Source organism: Pseudomonas serbiensis, assembly GCF_030580745.1.
GTDB lineage: Bacteria > Pseudomonadota > Gammaproteobacteria > Pseudomonadales > Pseudomonadaceae > Aquipseudomonas > Aquipseudomonas serbiensis.
In genome coordinates this window covers 40,154-62,710 of record NZ_JAUQOO010000019.1, presented here as the reverse complement: position 1 = coordinate 62,710, position 22,557 = coordinate 40,154, and the positions used below count along the sequence as shown (strand labels likewise).

General features: G+C 58.3%; 16 protein-coding genes. 6 read left to right on the top strand and 10 right to left on the bottom strand.

The genetic code is table 11. From position 1 onward, the window contains the following. The first annotated feature begins 135 nt into the window (after positions 1–135). The 4 genes from Q6A51_RS21500 to Q6A51_RS21485 all read left to right on the top strand — a co-directional run bounded on the left by Q6A51_RS21500 (position 136) and on the right by Q6A51_RS21485 (position 5,104). On the top strand, positions 136–1,179 hold the full coding sequence (locus tag Q6A51_RS21500; protein ID WP_201018152.1) for a methyl-accepting chemotaxis protein: 1,044 nt from the start codon (positions 136–138) through the stop codon (positions 1,177–1,179). Positions 1,180–1,361: 182 nt separating this feature from the next. Next, positions 1,362–3,041, top strand: coding sequence for a flavin monoamine oxidase family protein (locus Q6A51_RS21495; protein ID WP_201018153.1), 1,680 nt, complete (start codon positions 1,362–1,364; stop codon positions 3,039–3,041). 18 nt (positions 3,042–3,059) lie between these two features. Then, complete coding sequence (locus tag Q6A51_RS21490) at positions 3,060–3,860, top strand: carbon-nitrogen hydrolase family protein (RefSeq protein ID WP_304575686.1); 801 nt, start codon at positions 3,060–3,062, stop codon at positions 3,858–3,860. Positions 3,861–3,973: 113 nt separating this feature from the next. Further along, positions 3,974–5,104 (top strand): AGE family epimerase/isomerase, encoded by a 1,131-nt coding sequence (locus tag Q6A51_RS21485; protein ID WP_304575685.1) that lies wholly within the window; start codon positions 3,974–3,976, stop codon positions 5,102–5,104. A 127-nt stretch (positions 5,105–5,231) separates the two neighbouring features. Here the strand turns inward: Q6A51_RS21485 and Q6A51_RS21480 are convergent, their stop codons facing one another. The 6 genes from Q6A51_RS21480 to Q6A51_RS21455 form a co-directional block, all read right to left on the bottom strand. Continuing rightward, positions 5,232–5,996 carry an SDR family oxidoreductase gene (locus Q6A51_RS21480; RefSeq protein WP_201001789.1) on the bottom strand — a complete coding sequence of 255 codons (765 nt, stop codon included), beginning with the start codon at positions 5,994–5,996 and terminating at the stop codon, positions 5,232–5,234. Between the two features lie 741 nt (positions 5,997–6,737). After that, positions 6,738–7,454: an ABC transporter ATP-binding protein gene (locus Q6A51_RS21475; protein ID WP_304575684.1), complete on the bottom strand. Its 717-nt coding sequence runs from the start codon at positions 7,452–7,454 to the stop codon at positions 6,738–6,740. Beyond that, positions 7,451–8,326, bottom strand: a complete 876-nt coding sequence (locus tag Q6A51_RS21470) for an ABC transporter ATP-binding protein (RefSeq protein ID WP_201018157.1) — start codon at positions 8,324–8,326, stop codon at positions 7,451–7,453. Before Q6A51_RS21470 ends, Q6A51_RS21475 begins: the two co-directional genes overlap by 4 nt. Then, entirely contained in the window at positions 8,323–9,624 is a 1,302-nt protein-coding gene (gene livM, locus Q6A51_RS21465) for a high-affinity branched-chain amino acid ABC transporter permease LivM (RefSeq protein WP_201018158.1), read from the bottom strand. The genes Q6A51_RS21470 and livM overlap by 4 nt, the downstream gene beginning before the upstream one ends. A gap of 2 nt (positions 9,625–9,626) precedes the next feature. After that, positions 9,627–10,541: an ABC transporter permease subunit gene (locus Q6A51_RS21460; RefSeq protein WP_025258316.1), complete on the bottom strand. Its 915-nt coding sequence runs from the start codon at positions 10,539–10,541 to the stop codon at positions 9,627–9,629. Between the two features lie 165 nt (positions 10,542–10,706). Beyond that, a complete protein-coding gene (locus Q6A51_RS21455; protein WP_201018159.1) occupies positions 10,707–11,843 on the bottom strand; it encodes an ABC transporter substrate-binding protein in 1,137 nt (378 codons plus the stop codon). Between the two features lie 685 nt (positions 11,844–12,528). On the opposite strand from Q6A51_RS21455, the gene pncB reads away from it, so the two are divergent. Further along, on the top strand, positions 12,529–13,752 hold the full coding sequence (gene pncB / locus Q6A51_RS21450) for a nicotinate phosphoribosyltransferase (protein ID WP_201001783.1): 1,224 nt from the start codon (positions 12,529–12,531) through the stop codon (positions 13,750–13,752). Between the two features lie 27 nt (positions 13,753–13,779). After that, positions 13,780–14,607, top strand: a complete 828-nt coding sequence (gene nadE, locus Q6A51_RS21445) for an ammonia-dependent NAD(+) synthetase (protein WP_304575683.1) — start codon at positions 13,780–13,782, stop codon at positions 14,605–14,607. A 105-nt stretch (positions 14,608–14,712) separates the two neighbouring features. Here the strand turns inward: nadE and azu are convergent, their stop codons facing one another. From azu to Q6A51_RS21425, 4 genes are all read right to left on the bottom strand, one after another. Next, a complete protein-coding gene (gene azu, locus Q6A51_RS21440; protein ID WP_304575682.1) occupies positions 14,713–15,159 on the bottom strand; it encodes an azurin in 447 nt (148 codons plus the stop codon). Between the two features lie 386 nt (positions 15,160–15,545). Continuing rightward, entirely contained in the window at positions 15,546–16,439 is an 894-nt protein-coding gene (locus tag Q6A51_RS21435) for a transglutaminase family protein (RefSeq protein WP_201001780.1), read from the bottom strand. Then, positions 16,439–18,937, bottom strand: coding sequence for a circularly permuted type 2 ATP-grasp protein (locus Q6A51_RS21430; protein WP_304575681.1), 2,499 nt, complete (start codon positions 18,935–18,937; stop codon positions 16,439–16,441). The genes Q6A51_RS21435 and Q6A51_RS21430 overlap by 1 nt, the downstream gene beginning before the upstream one ends. 101 nt (positions 18,938–19,038) lie before the next feature. Next, on the bottom strand, positions 19,039–22,311 hold the full coding sequence (locus Q6A51_RS21425; protein WP_304575680.1) for a transglutaminase family protein: 3,273 nt from the start codon (positions 22,309–22,311) through the stop codon (positions 19,039–19,041). Positions 22,312–22,557 lie beyond the last annotated feature (246 nt).

The window sequence follows — 22,557 nt, the reverse complement described above, 5'->3', positions numbered from 1 at the left end:
GACGCCATCCATTCCGATGAGCACATAAAAATTCAGGGACAATAAATTCAGGGCTAAAAAGCCCTTTTTTCCGTTTTACTTTCTCGACGTTCGAGAACTCTGCCGCCACTCCACATTTTTTCAAGTAGAACGAAAATGATTGAGCCAGAGCGGATTGTCATCCTGTCCAAAGAAGTAGAAGCGTTAGCCAATCGGGGCGTCAGTGATATTCAAGTCATCACCCGACAGACACGCTTGCTGGCAATCAATGCACTGATCGAAGCCGCCCATGCCGGTAGCGCAGGCAAAGGTTTTTCAGTAGTGGCCGAAGAGGTCAAGAACATCTCCGAGCGTGTTTCAAAGATCGCTGCAGCCCTGACTCATGATTTGCAAGCCTCGGTCAATCAATTGATCGAACTGGGCCAAGGCATGTGTTTCGATATGCGCGGCCAGCGCCTGGCCGACCTGTCACTGAACATGATCGAAATCATCGACCGTAACTTGTACGAACGGACCTGTGACGTTCGCTGGTGGGCAACGGATGCCTCGCTGGTCGATATGCTTACCACCCAGACACCGCAAACCTGCGCGCATGCCAGCAAACGCCTGGGAATCATTCTGGACAGTTACACCGTCTATCTGGACATATGGGTGGCTGATAAAAACGGTCGAGTGGTTGCCTCTGGCCGCTCTGGCACGTACGAAAAAGTCATGGGAGCCAATGTCGCCGAAGAGCCGTGGTTCAAGAACGCCTTGCGTCACACCTCAAGCGATCAGTACTACGCAGGGCAAGTGGCTGTAGAACCTTTACTGAACAACTCGCAGACATGCGCGTTCAGTGCCGCGGTGCGCAGCAATGCTGGTTCGCAAAGCCCAGTGATCGGTGTCATCGGTATTCTCTTCGACTGGCAAAGTCAGGCCCGATCGGTCATTGATGGCGTTCGACTGAGTGACGAAGAACGCGCGCGCAGCCGTGTAATGATGGTCGACGCCAACCACCGGATAATCGCCAGTTCCGATGCAGAAAGCCTGCTCGGCGAGCCTGTCCAGTTACAAACCAAGGCCGGGCAGAACAGCGGTTACAGCACCCAGCAGGCTCAAGCCATTCAAGGCTATGCACTGACGCCCGGCTTTGAAACCTGGCCCGGTATGGGATGGCTTGGCGTCATCGAGCAACAACTCCCTGCCATAGAAGCCTGACGCAGCCCAACCCGCGAGCCGGACCTTCTGACTCGCTCGCGGGGTCAGCCACCACTACAAAATGACCTACATATTCGTCACATTGAATAAAAACACATCATAACGACGACACTTTGCGTCTTATTAACGTACTCACGCTTATCTAGACTGTTGTTTTCGCTGTAGCCGAATCAAGGTCTGTCATGAAAAACAATCGTCATCCTCAAGACGGCAAAAAGCCGATCACCATTTTTGGCCCTGACTTTCCTTTTGCCTTTGATGACTGGATCGAGCATCCGGCAGGCCTGGGCAGCATTCCGGCAGAAAACCATGGCAAGGAAGTCGCGATCATTGGCGCCGGGATCGCGGGTCTGGTGGCGGCCTATGAGCTGATGAAGCTGGGCCTCAAACCCGTCGTTTACGAAGCCTCGAAAATGGGCGGCCGCTTGCGCTCCCAGGCTTTTGAGGGTGCCGAAGGGATCATCGCGGAACTGGGCGGGATGCGCTTTCCCGTCTCATCCACCGCGTTCTATCACTACGTCGACAAGCTGGGTCTTGAGTCCAGACCCTTTCCCAACCCGCTGACGGCGGCTTCAGGCAGCACCGTCATCGATCTGGAAGGCACAACCTATTACGCACAGAAGCTGTCGGATTTACCGACGATATTTCAGGAAGTGGCCGACGCCTGGGCCGATGCGCTGGAGTGCGGCTCGCAGTTCTCCGATATCCAGCAGGCCATTCGCGACCGTGATGTGCCGCGCCTCAAGGAGCTGTGGAACAAACTGGTTCCGCTCTGGGACGACCGAACCTTCTACGATTTCGTCGCCACCTCCAAAGCCTTCGCCAAACTGTCGTTCTATCACCGCGAAGTATTCGGTCAGGTCGGTTTCGGCACGGGCGGCTGGGACTCGGATTTCCCCAACTCGATGCTGGAAATCTTTCGCGTGGTGATGACCAACTGCGACGATCACCAACACCTGATTGTCGGTGGCGTTGAGCAGGTCCCGCTGGGTATCTGGCGTCACGTACCGGATCGTTGCGCCCACTGGCCGCAAGGCACCAGCCTGTCGTCGCTGCATCATGGCGCGCCGCGGACCGGGGTCAAACGCATTGCGCGGACCGAGGACGGAAACCTGGCCGTCACCGACAACTGGGGCGATACGCGGCACTACTCGGCGGTGCTGACCACATGCCAGAGCTGGTTGCTGACGACACAGATCGAGTGTGAAGAGTCGCTGTTCTCACAAAAGATGTGGATGGCTCTGGATCGCACCCGCTACATGCAATCCTCGAAAACCTTCGTCATGGTGGATCGCCCGTTCTGGAAAGACAAAGACCCGCAAACCGGTCGCGACCTCATGAGCATGACCCTCACCGACAGGCTGACCCGAGGCACCTATCTGTTCGATAACGGCGACGACAAGCCGGGCGTGATCTGCCTGTCCTACTCGTGGATGAGCGATGCCCTGAAGATGCTGCCGCAGCCTATCGACAAGCGCGTAAAACTGGCTCTGGATGCCCTGAAGAAGATCTATCCGAAAGTGGATATCGCAGCGCGTATCATCGGTGACCCGATCACCATTTCATGGGAAGCCGACCCGCATTTCCTCGGTGCTTTCAAAGGTGCGCTGCCGGGTCATTACCGCTATAACCAGCGGATGTACTCGCACTTCATGCAACAGGACATGCCCGCCGAACATCGCGGCATGTTTCTGGCCGGCGATGATATCTCCTGGACGCCCGCGTGGGTCGAGGGCGCGGTGCAGACGTCATTGAATGCCGTATGGGGCATCATGACTCACTTTGGCGGCAAGACGCTCCCGCAAAACCCAGGCCCCGGCGATGTGTTCCACGAGATCGGCCCCATCGCGCTTGCCGACTGATTGAGAAGGAAAACAGCCATGCGCATCGCGCAGTATCAATGCCCTCCTCTGCCACTGGATATCGGTGCCAACCTGCTGCGACTGGAGCAGCAGGCCAAGGCCGCGGCAGAGCAAAAAGCCGACCTGCTGGTCTGTCCGGAGATGTTTCTGACCGGCTACAACATCGGCGCAGAAGCCGCTCGCAAGCTGGCACAGCCGGTCAATGGCCTTGCAGCCTCTCGGATTGCGGCTATTGCCCAAGAACACGGCATCGCGATTGTGTATGGCTATCCCGAACTGGGCAGTGACGGGCGCATTTACAATGCGGCGCAACTGATCGACAGCCACGGACAAAGCCTGACCAACTACCGCAAGACCCATCTGTACGGCGAGCTGGACAAGTCGATGTTCACGGCGGGCAGTGATGACTTCCCGGTGGTAGAGCTCGATGGCTGGCGTCTGGGGCTGCTGATCTGCTACGACGTGGAATTCCCCGAAAACACCCGGCGTCTGGCACTGGCCGGTGCCGAACTGATTGTGGTGCCTACGGCGAACATGGTTCCTTACGATTTCGTCTGTGACATTACCGTGCGTGCGCGAGCGTTCGAGAACCAATGTTATGTGGTGTATGCCAATTACTGTGGCAGCGAGGGCGATATTCACTACTGCGGGCAAAGCAGCCTTTGCGCACCGGATGGCAGCCGCCCGGCCTTGGCGGCGCAAAATGAGACGCTGATGGTTGTCGAGCTGGACAGGCCATTGATGGAAGGCTCGCGGGCGATCACTACCTATTTCACGGATCGGCGGCCGGAGTTGTACCGAGATCTGACCAAGACCTGAGTTTTCATGGCGTTGTTCGCGAATAAATTCGCTCCTGTAGCGGCCTGAGCGCAAAATCCCGAGCGCCTCCTGCTAACATGTGGCGCATCTCGACACTGCCGTGACGCCAGCCGATGCCCCATGCTTCCAGTTCTGCCTCGAGGTCTGAGTTGACCTCCAGCCTCACCCGCCTTCAGGAACACTTCTTCAAAGTCGTCGTGCCGCTCTGGCAAGGTCCTGGCTGGAACGCGCAACTGGCGTTGCCTTATGAAGCGCTCGATGCACAGCACCATCCTCTGCCGCCACAGCGCTACAGAGCCATGGCCTGCGCCCGGCAGTTGTTCCTGTTTTCCAGCCTGATCGGTCATCCGGAGTTTCCGGACGCCGCGACTCGCGCCGGCGCGCTGTTTCGCTCAATGCAGCAACACTTTCATGACGCCGAACACGGCGGCTGGTTTTACAGCATCGATCCACAAGGCCAACCGCTGGACCGCCGCAAGGATCTCTACACCCACGCCTTTATCATTTTTGCCTTCGCCCATTACTGGGCCAGGGTAAAAGAGCCTCTGGCCGAGTCGGCACTCAATGCCGCGCTCAATGTCGTCGCCGAGCGTTTCGACGATGGCGCAGGTCTTTACGAAGCGAGCCTGGACGAAGACTGGTCCACGCTGGGTAGCGGCCCTTTGCAGAACCCGTTGATGCATCTGGCGGAGGCGTTTCTGGCAACGCTGTCGGTACGCCCGGATCCCAGGACCCAATCGGCCTTGAATGGGCTGGTCACTCACATGCAGCGCCGTTTCATCGACCCGGCGACAAGTGTGATGCTGGAGAAACCGCTGGGGGCTGTGGATAACTGGTATGAACCGGGGCACCAGTTCGAGTGGTTTTTCTTGCTGCACACCTCTGCCGAACTTCGCAGCACTCCGTTGTATGCCTCGTTGAACCGCGCGTTCACTCTTGCAGAGACTCAGGGTGTCGATCAACAAAGCGGTGCTGTGACCGCGATGCTGACATGTGACGGTGTTGTACGTGATGGCACCCAGAGAATCTGGGCACAGGCCGAATACCTTCGGGCGCTGGCGTTGCGTCCTGACAGTCTGAGCCGCCTGAATGATCACCTGATAGCGCTGCAGCAGCGATTCCTGCATGCCAAGGGCTGGCATGAATGCCTGGACACCGATGGCCAGGTCAGCCGCAGCGATATGCCGTCAACAACGCCCTATCACCTGGCTACCTGTTACATAGGCCTGGCTGAACAACTGTAGGAACGAATTCATTCGCGAGAGGCTCGTACATCCGAAAAGAATGTATCGACTTCAATGACGTCTCGCGGATAAATCCGCTCCTACGCAGCCGTGGGTAGGAGCGAATTCATTCGCGAAGAGGTTTCGCTCAGCCGCGATTGCGGTCGATCGCAAAGCCGGCCCAGGTCTGGCTGACAGGCATCAGCTCAAGGCTGTTGATGTTGACGTGTGCCGGGGTGTTCATGATCCAGAAGATCGTCTCCGCAATGTCCTGCGGCTGGATAGGCTCGGCACCGGCATAGGTCGCGTCGTACTTGGCCTGATCACCACCGAAACGCACCAGCGAGAATTCGCTTTCACACAGGCCCGGCTCCAGGTTGGTTACACGCACGCCAGTGCCGATCAGGTCGTTGCGCAGGTTCAGCGAGAACTGGCCCACGAATGCCTTGGTGCCGCCATAGACGTTACCGCCCGGATACGGGTAGTTGCCCGCCACAGAGCCCAGGTTGACGATACTGGCACCACGACCGTGGCCGATCAGACGCGGCAGCAGCAGGCGCGTCGTGTAGACCAGACCTTTGACGTTGGTGTCGATCATGGTGTCCCAGTCATCCAGATCACACTTGGGTGCCGGGTCGATCCCCAGCGCCAGGCCAGCGTTGTTGATAAGTCCACGAATGGTCGAGAACTCTTCCGGCAGATCGGCGATGGCGCTTTCCATGGCGGCGCGGTCACGCACATCGAGCGTCAGCGTGTGAACCCTGGTTTTCTTCGACAGTTCGGCGCTCAAGGCGTCCAGACGCTCCTGGCGGCGACCGGTCAGCACCAGCGACCAACCGGCCTCTGCAAAGCGACGGGCACAGGCTTCGCCAAACCCGGAAGTAGCGCCCGTGATGAATACGGTGGAAGTCATTTCGTTCTCCTGACATGGCGCAATAAAAGCGCAGCCTGTTAATAAGTTCACAGCAAGACCGGCAGGATGCCCGCCCGGAGCCATCTGGATCAAGCATGTGGACAAAGCTGCTCACAGAAAACCATAACTGTACAAAAAACGAACAACACCAGCGAAGCCACGTTCTACAAGGGCTACACGCGGTTTTGCCCACCTTATCCACAGTCAGGCCCACAATCTCTGGGGGCAAGTGTAAAACCCCGCATGGCTTGCATTTAAAGGGCTGTAGCCCATCGAGAGAAGTTTTCCCCTTGACTTTGTAACCAACACCCAGGCCCTGTAATAGCAGGTAAAACCCTGTGCTGCCCGCCAGCCCAATGAAGATGCCGCCTACCCGACTATTTCCAACGCTTGCCCACAGACTTATCCACAGGCTGCGCGCACAAACCAACTGTATGAACAAACAGGTATCTGGACGTTGACAAAAGCCTGTAAAGAACATCCAAAAACAGCTGATCAAAAAACAACCACCACGCTATAGCCCTTATATCTAAAGGCCTCCAGCCAAATACTCCCAAGTTATTAACAGCCAGTTCCACAGTAAACCTGAACAAGTCAAAACCGTGACAAAACAACCGTTTGCAGCGGCTTTATGTCGCGTTTCAAGGGCATGTCAAAATTGTTTTCCACAATCGGGAAAAAACAGCGCCCCGAGTGAAAAACACCCGGGGCGCGTGGATAAACGCTGTTTTTCTGACTGAATCAGTGCCCACCCAGATAAGCGTTCCTGACCTCTTCATTTACCAGCAATTCCTGGCCAGAGCCCGACAGACGGATCTCACCGTTGACCATCACGTACGCCCGGTCAGACAGCTTGAGTGCATGGTTGGCATTCTGCTCGACCAGGAAGATCGTCATGCCGGTGGCCGCCAGCTCGCGCAGGGTCGAGAAGATCTGCTTGACGATGATCGGCGCGAGACCAAGGCTCGGCTCATCGAGCAGCAGCAGTTTCGGACGACTCATCAGGGCACGAGCGATGGCCAGCATCTGTTGTTCGCCACCGGACATGGTCATGGCGCGCTGGTTACGGCGCTCCTTGAGCCTGGGAAACAGATCGAACATGCGCTGCATGTCTTCAGCCGAATGCTTGTCACCGATAGGGATAGTGCCCATCAGCAGGTTTTCCTCGACTGACATGTCGGGGAACACCCTGCGCCCTTCCGGCGATTGCGCGATGCCGTTGGAAGCAATGTAGTGCGACGACTTCTGCGTGATGTCGATGCCCTGGTAGATGATCTGCCCGCTGGCAGCTCGCGGCTGGCCGAAGATCGACATCAGCAGCGTGGATTTGCCCGCGCCGTTGGAGCCGATCAGGCTCACCGTTTCACCTTCATTGATATGCAGCGAGACCTTCTTGAGGGCCTGGATCGGCCCGTAAAACACATCGATCTCTTTCATTTCGAGGATCGGTTTGCTCATACCAGCTCCTCTTCATCAGCGCCCAGATACGCGGCGATCACTTTCGGATCGTTGCGGATCTGCTCCGGCCCGCCTGCGGCAATCACGTTGCCGTGGTCCAGCACCACAATATCGTCGGAAATGTTCATGACCATGCCCATGTCGTGCTCGATCAGCACGATGGTCATGTCGTGTTCGTCCCTCAACAGGCGGATCATGCCGCTCAGGGCTTCGGTTTCCTGCGGGTTGAGACCTGCGGCCGGCTCATCGAGGCAGATCACCTGAGGCCGTGTACACATGGCCCGGGCGATCTCCAGACGACGCTGCTGACCGTAGGACAATTCACCCGCAAGGCGGTTGGCGCAGTCCACCAGGTCCACCACTTCCAGCCAGTAGAACGCCGTATTGAGTGCATCCTCCTCAGCCTTGCGATACCCCCTGGTATTGAGGATGCCGCTGATAAGGCTGCGATTGACCCACATGTGCTGGGCCACCAGCAGGTTTTCCACCACCGACATTTCCTTGAACAGCCGAATGTTCTGGAAGGTGCGCGCCAGTCCGGCCCGGTTGACCAGGTGGGTGCCGCCGAACATCTTGTAGTACACGCGGCTGAAAAAGCTTTTGGGGGATACGAAGTCTGTTGCGGCAAACGACTCACCCAGCAGCTTGATCACATTGGTGGTCTTGCCACGGGTATGCAGCTCGATACGTCCACCCGTGGCCTTGTAGAAACCGGTCAGGCAGTTGAAGACCGTGGTCTTGCCCGCGCCGTTTGGGCCGATCAGAGCAAAGATCGAGTTGCGACGAACTTGCAGGCTGACATCGCTCAACGCCTTGATGCCGCCAAAATGCATCATCAGATGCTCGACCGAGAGAATGACTTCATTGCTCATGACGCCACTCCTTCTTTAACCAGTGAGCCTTTGCGCGGGACCACGCCAGTGCGGCTGATACGAATCAGGCCGCGTGGCCGCCAGATCATCATCAATACCATCAGGATTCCGAACAGCAGTACCCGGTACTCGGAGAAACTGCGCAGCAGCTCTGGAGCCACAGTCAGCACAAAGGCCGCGATCACTACGCCCACCGTCGAGCCCATGCCACCCAGAACCACAATAGCCAGGATCAGTGCCGACTCGAAGAAGGTAAAGGAAGTCGGGTTGACGAAGCCCTGATAGCTGGCGAAAAACACACCGGCCAGACCGGCCGTCGAAGCCCCGATGGTGAACGCCGACAGCTTGACGAGCACATGATTGAGCCCCATCGAACGACAGGCGATCTCGTCTTCACGAAGCGCTTCCCAGGCACGGCCGATGGGCATGCGAGTCAGGCGATGCTTGATGAACAGCACGGCCAGCACCACGATGAACAGCACGGTGTAGATGAACAGGAATTTCAGATCCGGGTTGTAATCGAAGCCGAAATATTCGTGAATCGGAATGCCGCCCTCTTTGGCGCGACGCCCGAACTCCAGGCCAAAGAAAGTTGGCGAAGGCACGGGAACACCATTCGGGCCGCCGGTGAAGGACAGCCAGTTGTTGAGCACCAGACGAATGATTTCACCGAACCCAAGGGTCACGATGGCCAGATAGTCACCGTGCATGCGCAATACCGGAAAACCCAGAATGCACCCGGCCAGCGCGGCAGCAATCGCCGCCAGAGGCAGCGCCGACCAGAAGCCCAGGCCCAGATACTGATAACCCAGCGCCAGACCGTAGGCACCGATGGCATAGAACGCCACATAACCCAGGTCGAGCAACCCGGCCAGACCGACCACGATATTCAGGCCCAGCCCGAGCAGAACGTAGATCAGCCCGAGGATAACCACGGTCAGCAGGTACTTGTTGGCAAAGATCGGGAACACGATGGCAATCACGATCAACAGCGGAATGATCCAGTAGAGGCTCGATTTGTGATCGGGCTTGAGCACATGCACACCCGAAGCGGAACTCTCGAAACTCTGGCCAATGCGGATGCCCTTGGGCGTTTGCAGGAACAGGCTCATGAGGAAACGCCCCGCCATGACCACCGCCACCAGCAGGGCGACACGGGTCGGTTGCAGGTTGAAGCTGTAGCCGTCGAGCACAATGCCGACAATCGGGCCAAAGACGATCAGCGCCAGCAAGCCGGCAACCACGGCGTCGATCAGGCTTTTCTTGATATCGATAGGTTTAGCGATAGGAGCAGACATACTTATACCTTCGCCACGAGTGGGCGACCCAGCAGGCCTTGGGGACGGAAAATCAGGATCAGTACCAACAGGCCGAAACTGAACACGTCTTTGTAATCGGAATTGATCAAGCCGGAGAACTGCGACTCGGCAACCCCCAGGATCAAACCACCCAGCATCGCGCCCGGCAGCGAACCGATCCCGCCCAGTACCGCAGCAGTGAACGCCTTGATACCGATGACAAAGCCTGCATAGAAATCGAATGTGCCGTAGTTCATCGTGATCAGCACACCCGCCAGCGCAGCCATTGCAGCACCGATGATGAACACGTAGGAAATGACCCGGTCAGTGTTGATCCCCAGAATCGACGCCATCTTGCGATCCTGTTGCGTGGCGCGGCACATGCGACCCAGCTTGGTGTACTTGATGATGTAGGTCAGCAACGCCATGCCGGCAAAAGCGGCGATGAGGATGAAGATCTTGGTGTAGGTGATCTGCACGAAGCCGGTACCGACTTCAAAGCGCCAGGCACCTTCAAGAAGCGTTGGAACGCCCTGCTGCCGTGCGCCCTGACTGATCTGCGCGTAGTTCTGCAGGATCAGGGAAATGCCGATGGCGCTGATCAGCGGTGCCAGCCGGGTCGAGTTGCGCAGCGGCTTGTAAGCCACCCGCTCAATGACGAAGCCGTAGACACCTGTCACCACGACAGTGAAGATCAGCGTCCCGAGAATCAGGAATGGAAACGACTCCAGACCGAAGAAAGACAGAACCGCCAGGCCGATTGCGGCCAGGTAGGCGGAGATCATGTAAACGTCGCCATGGGCGAAGTTGATCATGCCGATAATGCCGTAGACCATCGTGTAGCCGATGGCAATGAGGCCGTAGACAGACCCGAGAGTCAGTCCGTTGACCATTTGCTGCAGGAAAATACCGTCCATCACGCACGCTCACAAACTTGAAGGCCGCTCAGGGTCCTGCTCGCCATACCCTCATCAGGCATAACGAGCAGGCCGTACGGCTACAGAAGAGTCCAGGCCCGCTGAGGTGTGAGCCCGTTACCATGCCAGGCCGCCTCAAGAGGCAGGCCTGACGATGCGTCTATCTCACTTCTGTTTTTCGAGCTGTTTGTATTTGCCAGTGGCATCCCACTGATAAACCACATAGTCGGAGACTTTCAGGTCGCCTTTGGCATCCCAGGTTTTCTCGCCCATGACAGTCTTGACCGGGTTGGCTTTCAGCCATACAGCCGCAGCATCGCCCTTGTTGGATTTGGCACCGTTGAAGCCGGCAGCCAGCGCCTGTACGGAAGCGTAGGCATACAGGGTGTAGCCTTCAGGCTCGTAACCGGACTTGCGGAACTCATCGACCACCGCCTTGCTTTCTGGCAGCAGGCGCGGGTCGGCACCGAAGGTCATGTACACGCCATCCACGTACTGTGGGCCGCCTGCGGTCGTCACCAGTTCATCAGTCACGACGCCATCATCGGACATGAACTTGACGTCCTTGAGGCCCTGCTCGCGCAGTTGACGAACCAGCGGGCCGGCTTCCGGGTGCAGACCACCGAAGTAGACGACATCGGCACCCACCGAACGGATCTTGGTAACCAGAGCACTGAAGTCTTTCTCGCCACGGGTCAGGCCTTCGTAGAGGACCTCTTTCACGCCGCGCTTGGCCAACTGGGCACGGGTCGCATCGGCCAACCCCTGACCGTAGGTGTCCTTGTCGTGGATAACCGCGATCTTCTTGCCTTTGAGCACATCGACGATGTAATCGCCGGCGACCACGCCTTGCTGATCGTCACGACCGCACATGCGGAACATTTCTCCCAGACCGCGCTCGGTAACCGTCGGGTTGGTGGAGCCCGGGGTGATGGCAATCACACCTGCCTCACTGTAAACCTCAGAAGCCGGAATGGTGGAAGAGGAACAGAAGTGCCCCACGACGCCGACAACCTTGTCCTGATCGACCAGACGGTTGGCGACAGCCACAGCCTGCTTCGGCTCGCAGGCATCATCGCCACGAACCAGAACAATTTTCTCGCCATTGACCCCACCTGCCGCGTTGATTGCATCCGCTGCCGCCTGAGCGCCCTTCATATACTGCTCGCCAAACGATGCGTTGGCGCCAGTCATGGGGCCTGCGACGCCAATCTTCACGTCGGCTTGAGCAAACGAAGACACGCCCAATGCAGTTGCCACTGCGATTGCCAGAAAACCTTTCCTGTAAAACGTATGCGACATGAGTGGTGCTCCTGAGATTTTTTAATTAGCACTGCAACTACAAGAGTTGCTTAGAGCAAGGGGCGTGCCATCACTTTTCATTCGGGAACACGTGATGCTCAGGGAGGCGCACCACCAGTCGCCAGCCCTTGCAAAAAGGCCGTGCAACCGTCTACCGCGCGAAAGGTGCAACCAGACACAAGACAGGCGCAACCTTAAAAATCAGAAACAGCAACCGACACCCTCCCCAACGTGCAACCCGGCTGTAACCGGGCACGTCACCGAAGTGCACACCCCCGGTGCGCATGCGCTACGAGACGCACCATTTGAGGTTAGTGGAAGCACAGGAAAACGCTGTCGATGATGAGCAAACTCAGCCCGCAAGGCCCGGCCTGTGCAATGCCGGTCTGGCGATGCGCATCCACGGGTCTGTTACTGGTGCAGGTTCAAACGGACGTAACAGATGAACGGGCATCTACTAATAACCGGCTTGGGACCAGCGATCAAACGACCATTCGGCCAAACGTCATTCCATTTATTCCTGATGCCTGAAACACGCCGCCCCAAGGATTTTCTGCATTGAATGCGGGAACCGTTGGATCATCCGGCAAGTTAAGGGTGACAATGCGAACCCGGCAGGCCGCGAGCACTCAGAACACGAAGTTCGCGAGCCAAACGTTATCGGCTGCTCTGGAGACCCGAATCAATGAGCGGGAGCGCCTTCTCGAATCGCATCGTGCAAAATCTGCTCGATACCGATTTTTACAAGCTCACCATGATGCAGGCGGTTCTGCATAACTATCCCAACACCGATGTGGAATGGGAGTTCCGCTGCCGTAACGGCGAAGACCTGCGGCCCTATCTGGCCGAGATCAGGCATCAGATCGAGTTGCTTTGCGAGTTGTCGCTGAGCAACGAGCACCTGGCATTCCTGGAGCGCATCACCTTTCTGAAACCGGACTTTCTCAGGTTCCTGGGGCTGTTCCGCTTCAATACCCGCTATGTGAAAACCAGCATCGAAAACGATGAGCTGTGCATTCGCCTGAACGGTCCGTGGCTGCATGTAATCCTGTTTGAAGTCCCCTTGCTGGCCATCGTCAGCGAAGTTCGTAACCGCCATCGTTACCCGGACATCATGCTCAGCCAGGCTCGGGAACGTCTCTACGACAAGTTCGAGTGGCTGACCAGCAACGCCAGCCCGGACGAGCTGGCAGAGCTGAAAGTCGCCGACTTCGGCACCCGCCGTCGCTTTTCCTACGGCGTACAGGAAGCGATCCTGCAAGTGCTCAAGCGTGACTTCCCCGGCCAGTTTGTCGGTACCAGTAATGTGCATCTGGCCCGCGAGCTTGATCTGAAGCCGCTGGGCACCATGGCTCACGAATGGATCATGGCGCACCAGCAACTCGGCCCGCGCCTGATCGACAGCCAGATCGCAGCGCTGGACTGCTGGGTTCGAGAGTATCGCGGGCTACTGGGTATCGCCCTGACCGACTGCATCACCACCGATGCCTTCCTGAGCGACTTCGATCTGTATTTCGCCAAGCTGTTCGATGGCTTGCGCCATGACTCGGGAGATCCGGTGAAGTGGGCTGAAAAATGCATCACGCACTATCAGAGGCTGGGCATTGATCCAACGAGCAAGACCCTGGTCTTCTCCGACGGCCTGAGCCTGCCCAAGGCGCTGGAAATCTTTCGGGCCTTGCGTGGCCGCATCAATGTCAGCTTTGGCATAGGCACTAACCTGACAGCCGATATTCCAGGCATAGCGCCGATGAACATGGTGCTGAAAATGACCGCATGCGCCGGGCAACCCGTGGCAAAGATTTCCGATGAGCCAGGCAAGGCGCAATGCAAGGACCCGAACTTCGTCTCGTACCTGCGACACGTGTTCAAGGTGCCCGCTTTGACTGCCCCTGAAAAACCCGTTTGAATTGTCCCCACTTACAAGGAGTGACTCATGCACGCCGTACAACTGCAGATTGCTGAACAGCTCAATGTCCAACCGCCCTTCGCCGACCACAACGCTCTGCAGGCCGAAGTGGCCCGTCGCGTGGACTTCATCAAGGAGTGCCTGCTCAATGCACGGCTCAAGACGCTGGTACTGGGGATCAGCGGCGGCGTCGACTCACTGACCGCAGGCCTGCTGTGTCAGCGCGCTGTAAAGGAACTGCGCAGCAGCACAGGCGACGACGGCTATCGCTTCGTCGCCGTACGCCTGCCGTATGTGGTGCAACACGACGAACACGAAGCCCAGGCGTCGGTGGACTTCATCGAGCCAGACGAACGTCATACCGTGAATATCGGCGAAAGCGTCAAGGCTCTGGCCGCTGAAGTGAAAGCCTTCGACGGCAAGGCGGCCAGCACTGTGGACTTCGTGCTCGGCAACACCAAGGCGCGCATCCGCATGGTGGCGCAATACACCATCGCCGGAGCCTATCAAGGGCTGGTAGTAGGGACCGATCATGCGGCAGAAGCCGTCATGGGCTTCTTCACCAAGTTCGGTGACGGTGCCTGCGACCTGGCTCCGCTCAGCGGCTTGGTGAAAAACCAGGTGCGCGCCATCGCCCGCCATTTCGGCGCGCCGGAATCATTGGTCGAGAAAGTACCGACAGCGGATCTGGAAGACCTGGTACCCGGCAAACCGGACGAGGCGTCCCATGGCGTGACTTACGCCGAGATTGATGCATTCCTGCACGGCGAACCTGTGTGTGAAGAGGCATTCAGGATCATTTGCGACACCTACTCCAAGACCCAGCACAAGCGTGAGTTGCCGTACGCGCCTTAAGTAGGACCGGATTTATCCGGGAAGGCGGTGGAACTGACGATATGGGCACCTGCACTTCGCGAATGAATTCGCTCCTACGGGGAATTCATTCGCGAAAGCATCAACTTACTTCAGCGTAACCGTGCCTTTCATCATGCTGATGTGGCCCGGGAAGGTGCAGAAGAACTGGTACTGGCCAGCCGGATCCAGCTTCGACACATCGAAGGTCACAGAATCGGTTTCCCCGGCACCAATCAATTTGGTGTGAGCGATCACGCGAGGATCGCCTTCCTTCAGGTATCCCTTGTCGATACCAACGCTCAGACCATCAGTGGCGATAGCCTGCGAATCAGCCGTTTTGCTCAATACCCAGTTATGGCCCATCACGTTCTTCGGCAGGCTGCCGGAGTGAGTGAGGTTGACGGTGAACGTCTTGCAGCTCTTGTCGATCTCGATGGCTTTGGTGCTGAACGACATCTGATCGGTCGAATCGACGGTGGTGGAGCATTCGGCAGCCAACAACTGACCACTGGCCAACGTCAACAGAGAAATAGCTACAAGCTTGCGAATCATATGAATCTCCAAGGCAGGGTGCTTCATTAATGTGATGAGAGACTGCCCCATTCAGGGCCAGGTTCCAATGACCTGCGTCAACGTGACTCTCAAGGAAGGCTTATCGATAAGCGGCGCAGGATGATGCCGACTATCGCCATCATCGAAACAATCAAAGAGCCAGTCAGTGCGGGCCACTCTACCATCGGCGCATTGCAACCCATGGAGTGTCCATCATGCAGCTCAATAGCCTGTTTCGCAGTTTACTTGCCGCTTACGCCTGCGGCGCCAGCGCCAGTTGCCCACACGATGCCTGCGATCAGGCGCGGCGCACTGCCCGATAATCGAGTGCGCCGCTTAATGAACGATTCATGGGCTTGAGGAATTAATGATCACGCTCGAATGAGCTATTCGCCGAGGGGCATCACCGTCACCCGCACTTCGGGATCATGACTGCCGCCGCCCAGAATCACGCCGCGCAAAGGAGAGACATCGGAGAAATCACGCCCCCATGCCAGGCTGATGTGCTCCAGCGCCGGTTGAATGTTGTTGGTCGGATCGAAATCGACCCAGCCCGATGCCGGGCAAAACACTGAAACCCAGGCATGGGAAGCGTCAGCCCCGATAAGCCGTGGCTGGCCGGGCGGCGGCTGGGTCAGCAGGTAACCGCTGACATAACGTGCCGCCAGGCCGCGAGAACGCAGGCACGCCAGCATCAGATGGGCAAAGTCCTGACAAACCCCGCGACGCCTTTCCAGCACTTCCACCAGCGGTGTCGCGACTTGCGTGGCCTCGCCATCGAAGGTGAACTCCTCGAAGATCTTCTCCATCAAGGCCTGCACACACAACAGCAACGGGCGCCCCGGCGCAAAGCACTCCTGCGAGAACTCGGCAAACGAGCGCTTGAGATGCACATAGGGCGACTCGAAACGATAACGACAGGCGTCAAGAATATCGGCAGTCATCGATTGCGCGCTGTAGGTCAGAGCACTGCGCGTCACTTCCCATTCAGGCGAAAGATTGAAGTCCAGTTGTGGCCGCTCCAGCACTTCCACCCGCAACCGGGCATTGACCTGCAATTCGTCATGGGGGCGCTCGAAAGCCAGACGGGTCAATGGATTGCCGAAGACATCCAGTTCATCGCGGCGCGTCGTGGGCGTCGGCAGAATCTCCAGATGCTGCTCGGTGCAACGCTGCCAAGGGCTGCTGCGCGGCCACAGATGCGCCAGCTGCTGCGCCAGGGAAACCGGACTGTCGTACTTGTAATGGGTGTCGTGGAGAATCTGGTAATGGGCACTCATCAAACGGATACCGTACGTTGGCTGACATCATCGACATGGGCGAAGTGGCGCAGAGCAAGGCGGTCGGAAACCTGCCCGCTGGTATCGCCAATGTTTTGCAGCAGATCAGCCAGCCCTTCCAGCACAGCCTTGAGGCTGCTTTCACCAAACAATGGATTTTCCAGGCTGCCAAGATCGAAGTTGGACAGACGCTGAATCAGGACTGCGAGGCTTCTGTCGCACGGCGCACCGAAATCGTCATTCAAGCGCCGTAACGAACGCTCCACCTGTTTCAGCTGGAACAGCACGGCATGAGGGTTCTGCTCATCGAGCAGCAACAGGTCCAGCACAGGAATCAGATGCGGCACGGCCATGTAACGTGAACGGTAGGTAATGCTGCTGTTACCCAGCTCCAGCAACCAGTCCAGCCCCGAGTGATCGGAAACCGCCGCCGCACGCAGGAAAGCGGCCAGGCTGGAACTGAGAAACTTCAGACGCTCGATACGTCGCCCGATCATCAGGAAGCTCCAGCCTTCGTCACGGGTCATGTCATCCAGCGCAAACCCGGACAAGGCAGCCAGAGACATCACCAGACGATTGAGGAAATCCAGAAGCTCACCGAAATCCGGCTCCTTGGTTTCCAGGCTCGCAGCTTCGCGCTGTAACTCCACCAGCGCCTGCCAGTTTTCACGGGAAAGCTTGCCCCGCACCTGGGACGCGGCCCACTGCATGCGTTGCAGGTTGGAGCGCAGGCTGAACACCCAGTCATCCCCCAGCAAGGCCGTGAGCAGCCGCTCAGGCAACTCTTCATCCTCCTCGGCCTCAGGCAACAGGTTCAGGCTTTCGGCAAGCTCGACGGAGGCCTGCAAGGCCAATGGATCATCGCCGTCGATATAGCGCGTCAGCATGATTCGCAATAAACGGGCGCTGTCATCGCAGCGCTCGCAATAACGTCCGAACCAGTAGAGGTTTTCCACAACCCGCGACGGCAGATACGGGTCGCGACGAATCAGGTCATAGACGCCCAGCGGTCGCTGCCCCTTCCAGGGCTCTCCCAGATGAGAATAGTGCTCGCCCAACACCCAGGTGTCCTTGCTCGCGCCACCGCGCTGCATGGCAATCACATCTGCATCGGCCTCGGCGGCAACACGGGTCAAACCACCCGGCAGCACGCGATAACCATCCATCCCCGCCACCGCATATACGCGCATGCCAATGGCGCGCGGTTGCAGGCCCTGGCCATCGGATTGCAGGACTGGCGCATGGGACAGTTGCGCCAGTTCCTGTGCGACATAGGCGTAAGGCCGGGCCTGCATGCGTGCAGCCAGTGCCTGACGCTGCTCTTCGTTCAGATCGCGACCGAAGACCGGAGCGAATCGTTGCGAGGGGAACGCAGGCTTGATCAACAGTTCGGGAAGTTTCTCCAGCGCCTGAGCCAACACCGGGGGCTCACCGCACCACCATGTAGCGACCGATGGCAGGATCAGGTCCTCGCCAAACAGGTACTGACTGATTTTAGGCAGGAAGCCCAGCAACCCCGGTGATTCCAGAACCCCGCTGCCCAACGCATTGGCCACCAGCACATTGCCCTGGCGTACCGCTTCCAGCAGACCAGGCACACCGAGCGCAGAATCTGTGCGCAATTCCAGCGGATCGCAGAAGTCATCGTCCAGGCGACGCATGATCGCGTGAACCCGGCGCAGGCCGCTGAGGGTCTTCAGATAGACCGTGGCATCACGCACGGTCAGGTCACTGCCCTCGACCAGTGGATACCCCAGCTGGCGAGCCAGATACAAATGCTCGAAATAGCTTTCATTGAAGCGACCTGGCGTCAGGAGCACCACCAGCGGCGCTTCGTTGCTGGTGGGTGCCTGACGGGCCAGAGTCTGTTGCAAGGCACCAAAGAACCCCGACAAATGCCTGACTTGCAGGTCCCGGTAAGCCTCCGGCAGCGCCCGAGCGACGATCTGCCGGTTCTCCAGAGCATAACCGGCCCCCGAAGGCGCCTGGGTCCGGTCGGCGGTTACCCACCAGCGCCCGTCCGGCGTACGCGCCAGATCGACGGCGTACATGTGCAGGAAAATATCTTCAGGCGGTTTGACGCCCTGGCATGGCCACAAAAAGTTGTTATGCCCGAACACCAGTTCGGCAGGCAGCAAGCCATTGGCAATCAAGGTCTGCGGACCATACAGATCCGCGAGTACGGCATTGAGCAGGCGAGCGCGCTGGGCGATACCGGCAGAGACATGCTGCCATTCGTCCGCCGGGATGATGTGCGGCAGCAGATCCAGCTCCCACGGGCGGTCAGCTCCTTTGGGGTCGGCATAGACGTTATAGGTCACGCCGTTTTCCTGGATCTGCCGGGTCAACAAGGCCTGACGCTGGATCATCTGTGCAGAGGTGCTGCGCTGCATGTATTCGTACAGGCGTTGCCAGTGCGGCCGAACGGCCCCACTGGCATCGAGCATCTCGTGATAGGTCCCCTCGGAAAGCGGGTAACGGTCAAGCAGGTCAGGCATGGAAGGCTCGGCAAACAGCATAAGGGCTTCAGGTTAGCGCAGTCAGATGTCACACCGATGTGGACACGTCCGTGTGCATCCAACTGACTGAGCCGTTTTTATTAATGCAGGCGCATATCCAGCGTCATCGGCAATTCATCGCTAATGTTGAGCGATGGAATCTCCAATTTGCCTGCGGTATGCCCCACACGGAAGAACCGTGAGAGGCGCCGGCTTTCCGCTTCGTTGGCGTTGACCGGCAATGTTTCATAGTTGCGGCCGCCCGGATGGGCGACATGATACTCGCAGCCGCCCAGCGAGCGCTGCATCCAGGTGTCCACCAGGTCGAAGACCAGAGGCGCATGAACGCCGATGGTCGGTTGCAGGCAATTGGCAGGCTGCCAGGCTCGATAACGCACGCCTGCGACGAACTCCCCCACACGACCGGTGGGCTGCAAAGGCACGGCAATGCCGTTGCAGGTCAGCATGTAGCGCTGAGGCGGCAAACCATTGATCCGCACCTGCAGGCGCTCCAGAGAAGAGTCCACATAACGCACGGCACCGCCGCCCGAACCTTCTTCGCCCAGCACATGCCAGGGCTCCAGCGCCTGACGCAGCTCCAGCTCAATGCCGTTGACCGCGTAATCGCCCACTTTCGGGAAACGGAATTCCAGATGCGCGGCAAACCATTCGGCCCGCACTGGATAACCGGCATCATTGAGCTCGGCAATGACGTCCGCGAAGTCCTGCTCGATGAAATACGGCAGCATGAAACGGTCGTGCAGCTCTGTCCCCCAACGCGCCAGCTTCGCGGGTGCATAGGGCTCGCGCCAGAAACGGGCAACCAGCGCACGCAACAGCAATTGCTGGGCAAGGCTCATACGCGCATGGGGTGGCATTTCAAAGGCTCGCAGTTCCAGCAACCCGAGACGCCCTGTCGCACCATCCGGCGAATACAGCTTGTCGATACAGAATTCAGCGCGATGGGTGTTGCCGGTCACATCGATCAGCAGGTTGCGCAACAGGCGATCGATCAACCACGGAGCAACCTCCTCGCCCGGCTTGGGCATTTGTGCGAAGGCGACTTCCATTTCATAGAGTGAATCGTTGCGCGCCTCGTCAATCCGCGGCGCCTGAGACGTCGGGCCGACGAACAGGCCGGAAAACAGATACGACAGCGACGGATGGTTGTGCCAATAGCTGATCAGGCTGCGCAGCAGATCGGGGCGACGCAGGAACGGCGAGTCAGCCGGTGTCGCACCGCCGAGAACGAAGTGGTTACCACCGCCCGTGCCGGTATGGCGACCATCGATCATGAACTTCTCGGTGGTCAGGCGCGTCAGGCGCGCCTGCTCGTAAAGGAACTCAGTGCGCTCCACCAGTTGATCCCAGGAAGAAGAAGGCTGCACGTTGACTTCAATCACGCCCGGATCAGGCGTAATCCGGAAGTTGCTCAGGCGCGGGTCGCTCGGCGGCTCATAGCCCTCCAGCAGGACCGGGCATTGCAGTTCTTCGGCTGTGGCCTCGATCACCGCGACCAGTTCAAGATATTCCTCCAGCTTCTGCAGTGGCGGCATGAACAGATACAAGCGCCCACCACGCGCCTCGGCACACAAGGCCGTGCGAGTCAGCCAGTCGGCGGACTGATCAATGACCGGTTGCGGCCGATCGGTGTCGACCGGGTCGTCGGAATGCAGTTCTTCGCGCTCAGGCAGCTCGGGGAAATCCTGGTTGTGGTCGGTCGGATGAATGAACGGATACTCCGCCGCCTTGACCCATGGCTGCGAAGCCAGAGGCAATCGATAGCCGAGCGCGGAATCACCCGGCACCAGACGGCAGTGGGTATCGCGCAGATACCAGCGCCCGCTCTGCCAGCGATCACCCGCAGCCGTGCGCGCCAGAGGCAGCACCTGGCCTATGACTTTATCCAGACCTTGCTCGAACACCTTGCGCAAGCGTGCCCGCTCAAGCTCGTCGCTCAGCCGGGAATCCTCGGCCGTGACGTTCACAGGCAAAGCGCCTTCGCGCCACAGGTAATAGAGATTGTCTTCGTAGGCCGGGAAGACGAAGCGGGTCGGCAGTTTCAGGCGCTCGGCAACACTGCTCAGAAAACGTCCGGCCAGCTCACCGGTCGCGCCGTAATCCCGGGCTTCATCGGCAATCAATGCATCGTTGTTCCAGACCGGCTTGCCGTCCTTGCGCCAGAAACTGTTGAGCGACCAGCGCGGCAGTTGCTCGCCGGGGTACCACTTGCCCTGCCCGAAATGAACAATGCCCTTGGGGGAATAATGCCCACGCATGCGCTGAAACAGCTCGGCCGACAGCGCCCGCTTGTTCGGCCCGAGGGCGGCGGTATTCCACTCACTGCCATCACGATCATCGATAGAAACGAACGTGGGCTCGCCGCCCATGGTCAGGCGCACGTCATCGCGGACCAGATCAGCGTCGATCTGGTGCCCGAGGGCCTGAATCTCCTGCCACTGCTCTTCGGTGTAAGGTTTGGTGACGCGAGGCGCTTCCCAGATCCGCTCCACCGACATTTCATGGCTGAACTCGGTTTCGCAAGGCTCGACCAGACCACTGATCGGTGCAGCCGAAGAAGGCTCCGGGCTACAAGCCAGAGGGATATGGCCTTCCCCGGCAAACAGGCCGGACGTCGCATCCAGCCCGACCCAACCGGCGCCCGGCAGATAGACCTCGCACCAGGCATGCAGATCGGTGAAATCGACATCCGTACCCGACGGCCCGTCCAGCGCCTCGACATCAGCCTTGAGCTGGATCAGATAACCCGACACAAAACGCGCTGCCATGCCCAGATGACGCAGCAACTGCACCAGTAACCAGGCCGAATCGCGGCAGGAACCGGAAGCGTTTTCCAGAGTGAACTCAGGCGTCTGAACCCCAGGCTCCATACGGATCAGGTAATCGATGTCCTGGCTCAGACGCTGGTTGAGCCCCACCAGAAAGTCGATGGCCGGCACAGGTTCACGGCTGATGCTTTCCAGATAGGCCGTAAACCGCGGTGTGAGCGGCAGTTTTTCCAGATACGGCGCCAGTTCGCGCTGTTCTTCGCTGGCATAAGAAAACGGAATCTTTTCCGCGTAGGGCTCAAGAAAAAAGTCGAAAGGATTGAACACGGCCATCTCGGCAACCAGATCGACTTCAACCCGCAGCTCTTTGGTTTTCTCGGGGAATACCAGACGCGCCAGGTAATTGCCCTGCGGGTCCTGCTGCCAGTTGATGAAATGGTTTTCGGGCAATACTTTCAGGGAGTACGACAACACGCGGGTTCGGCTATGAGCGGCCGGACGCAGGCGAACAATCTGGGGACCCAGTTCAACCGCACGTTCGTAGCGGTAATGCGTGACATGGTGCAAGGCAATATGAATCGACACGGCGTGCCTCCTGCGGCCTGGACGGTAATTGAACCGCGCAAGACTTATGCCATGCGGGGCAAAGCCAGCGCCAGCGATATTGAAGTGACTGGATCAGCTAAGCACAGCACCAAAATCGCGCCAATTCAGATTAGCGGTGCAAGGGTCGCACGGAAATGAGGCAGTAGGGGTACAACTGCGTAGGAGCGAATTCATTCGCGAAGCCTTTCGCGAATGAATTCGCTCCTACAAGGGAGAGGGATGAGC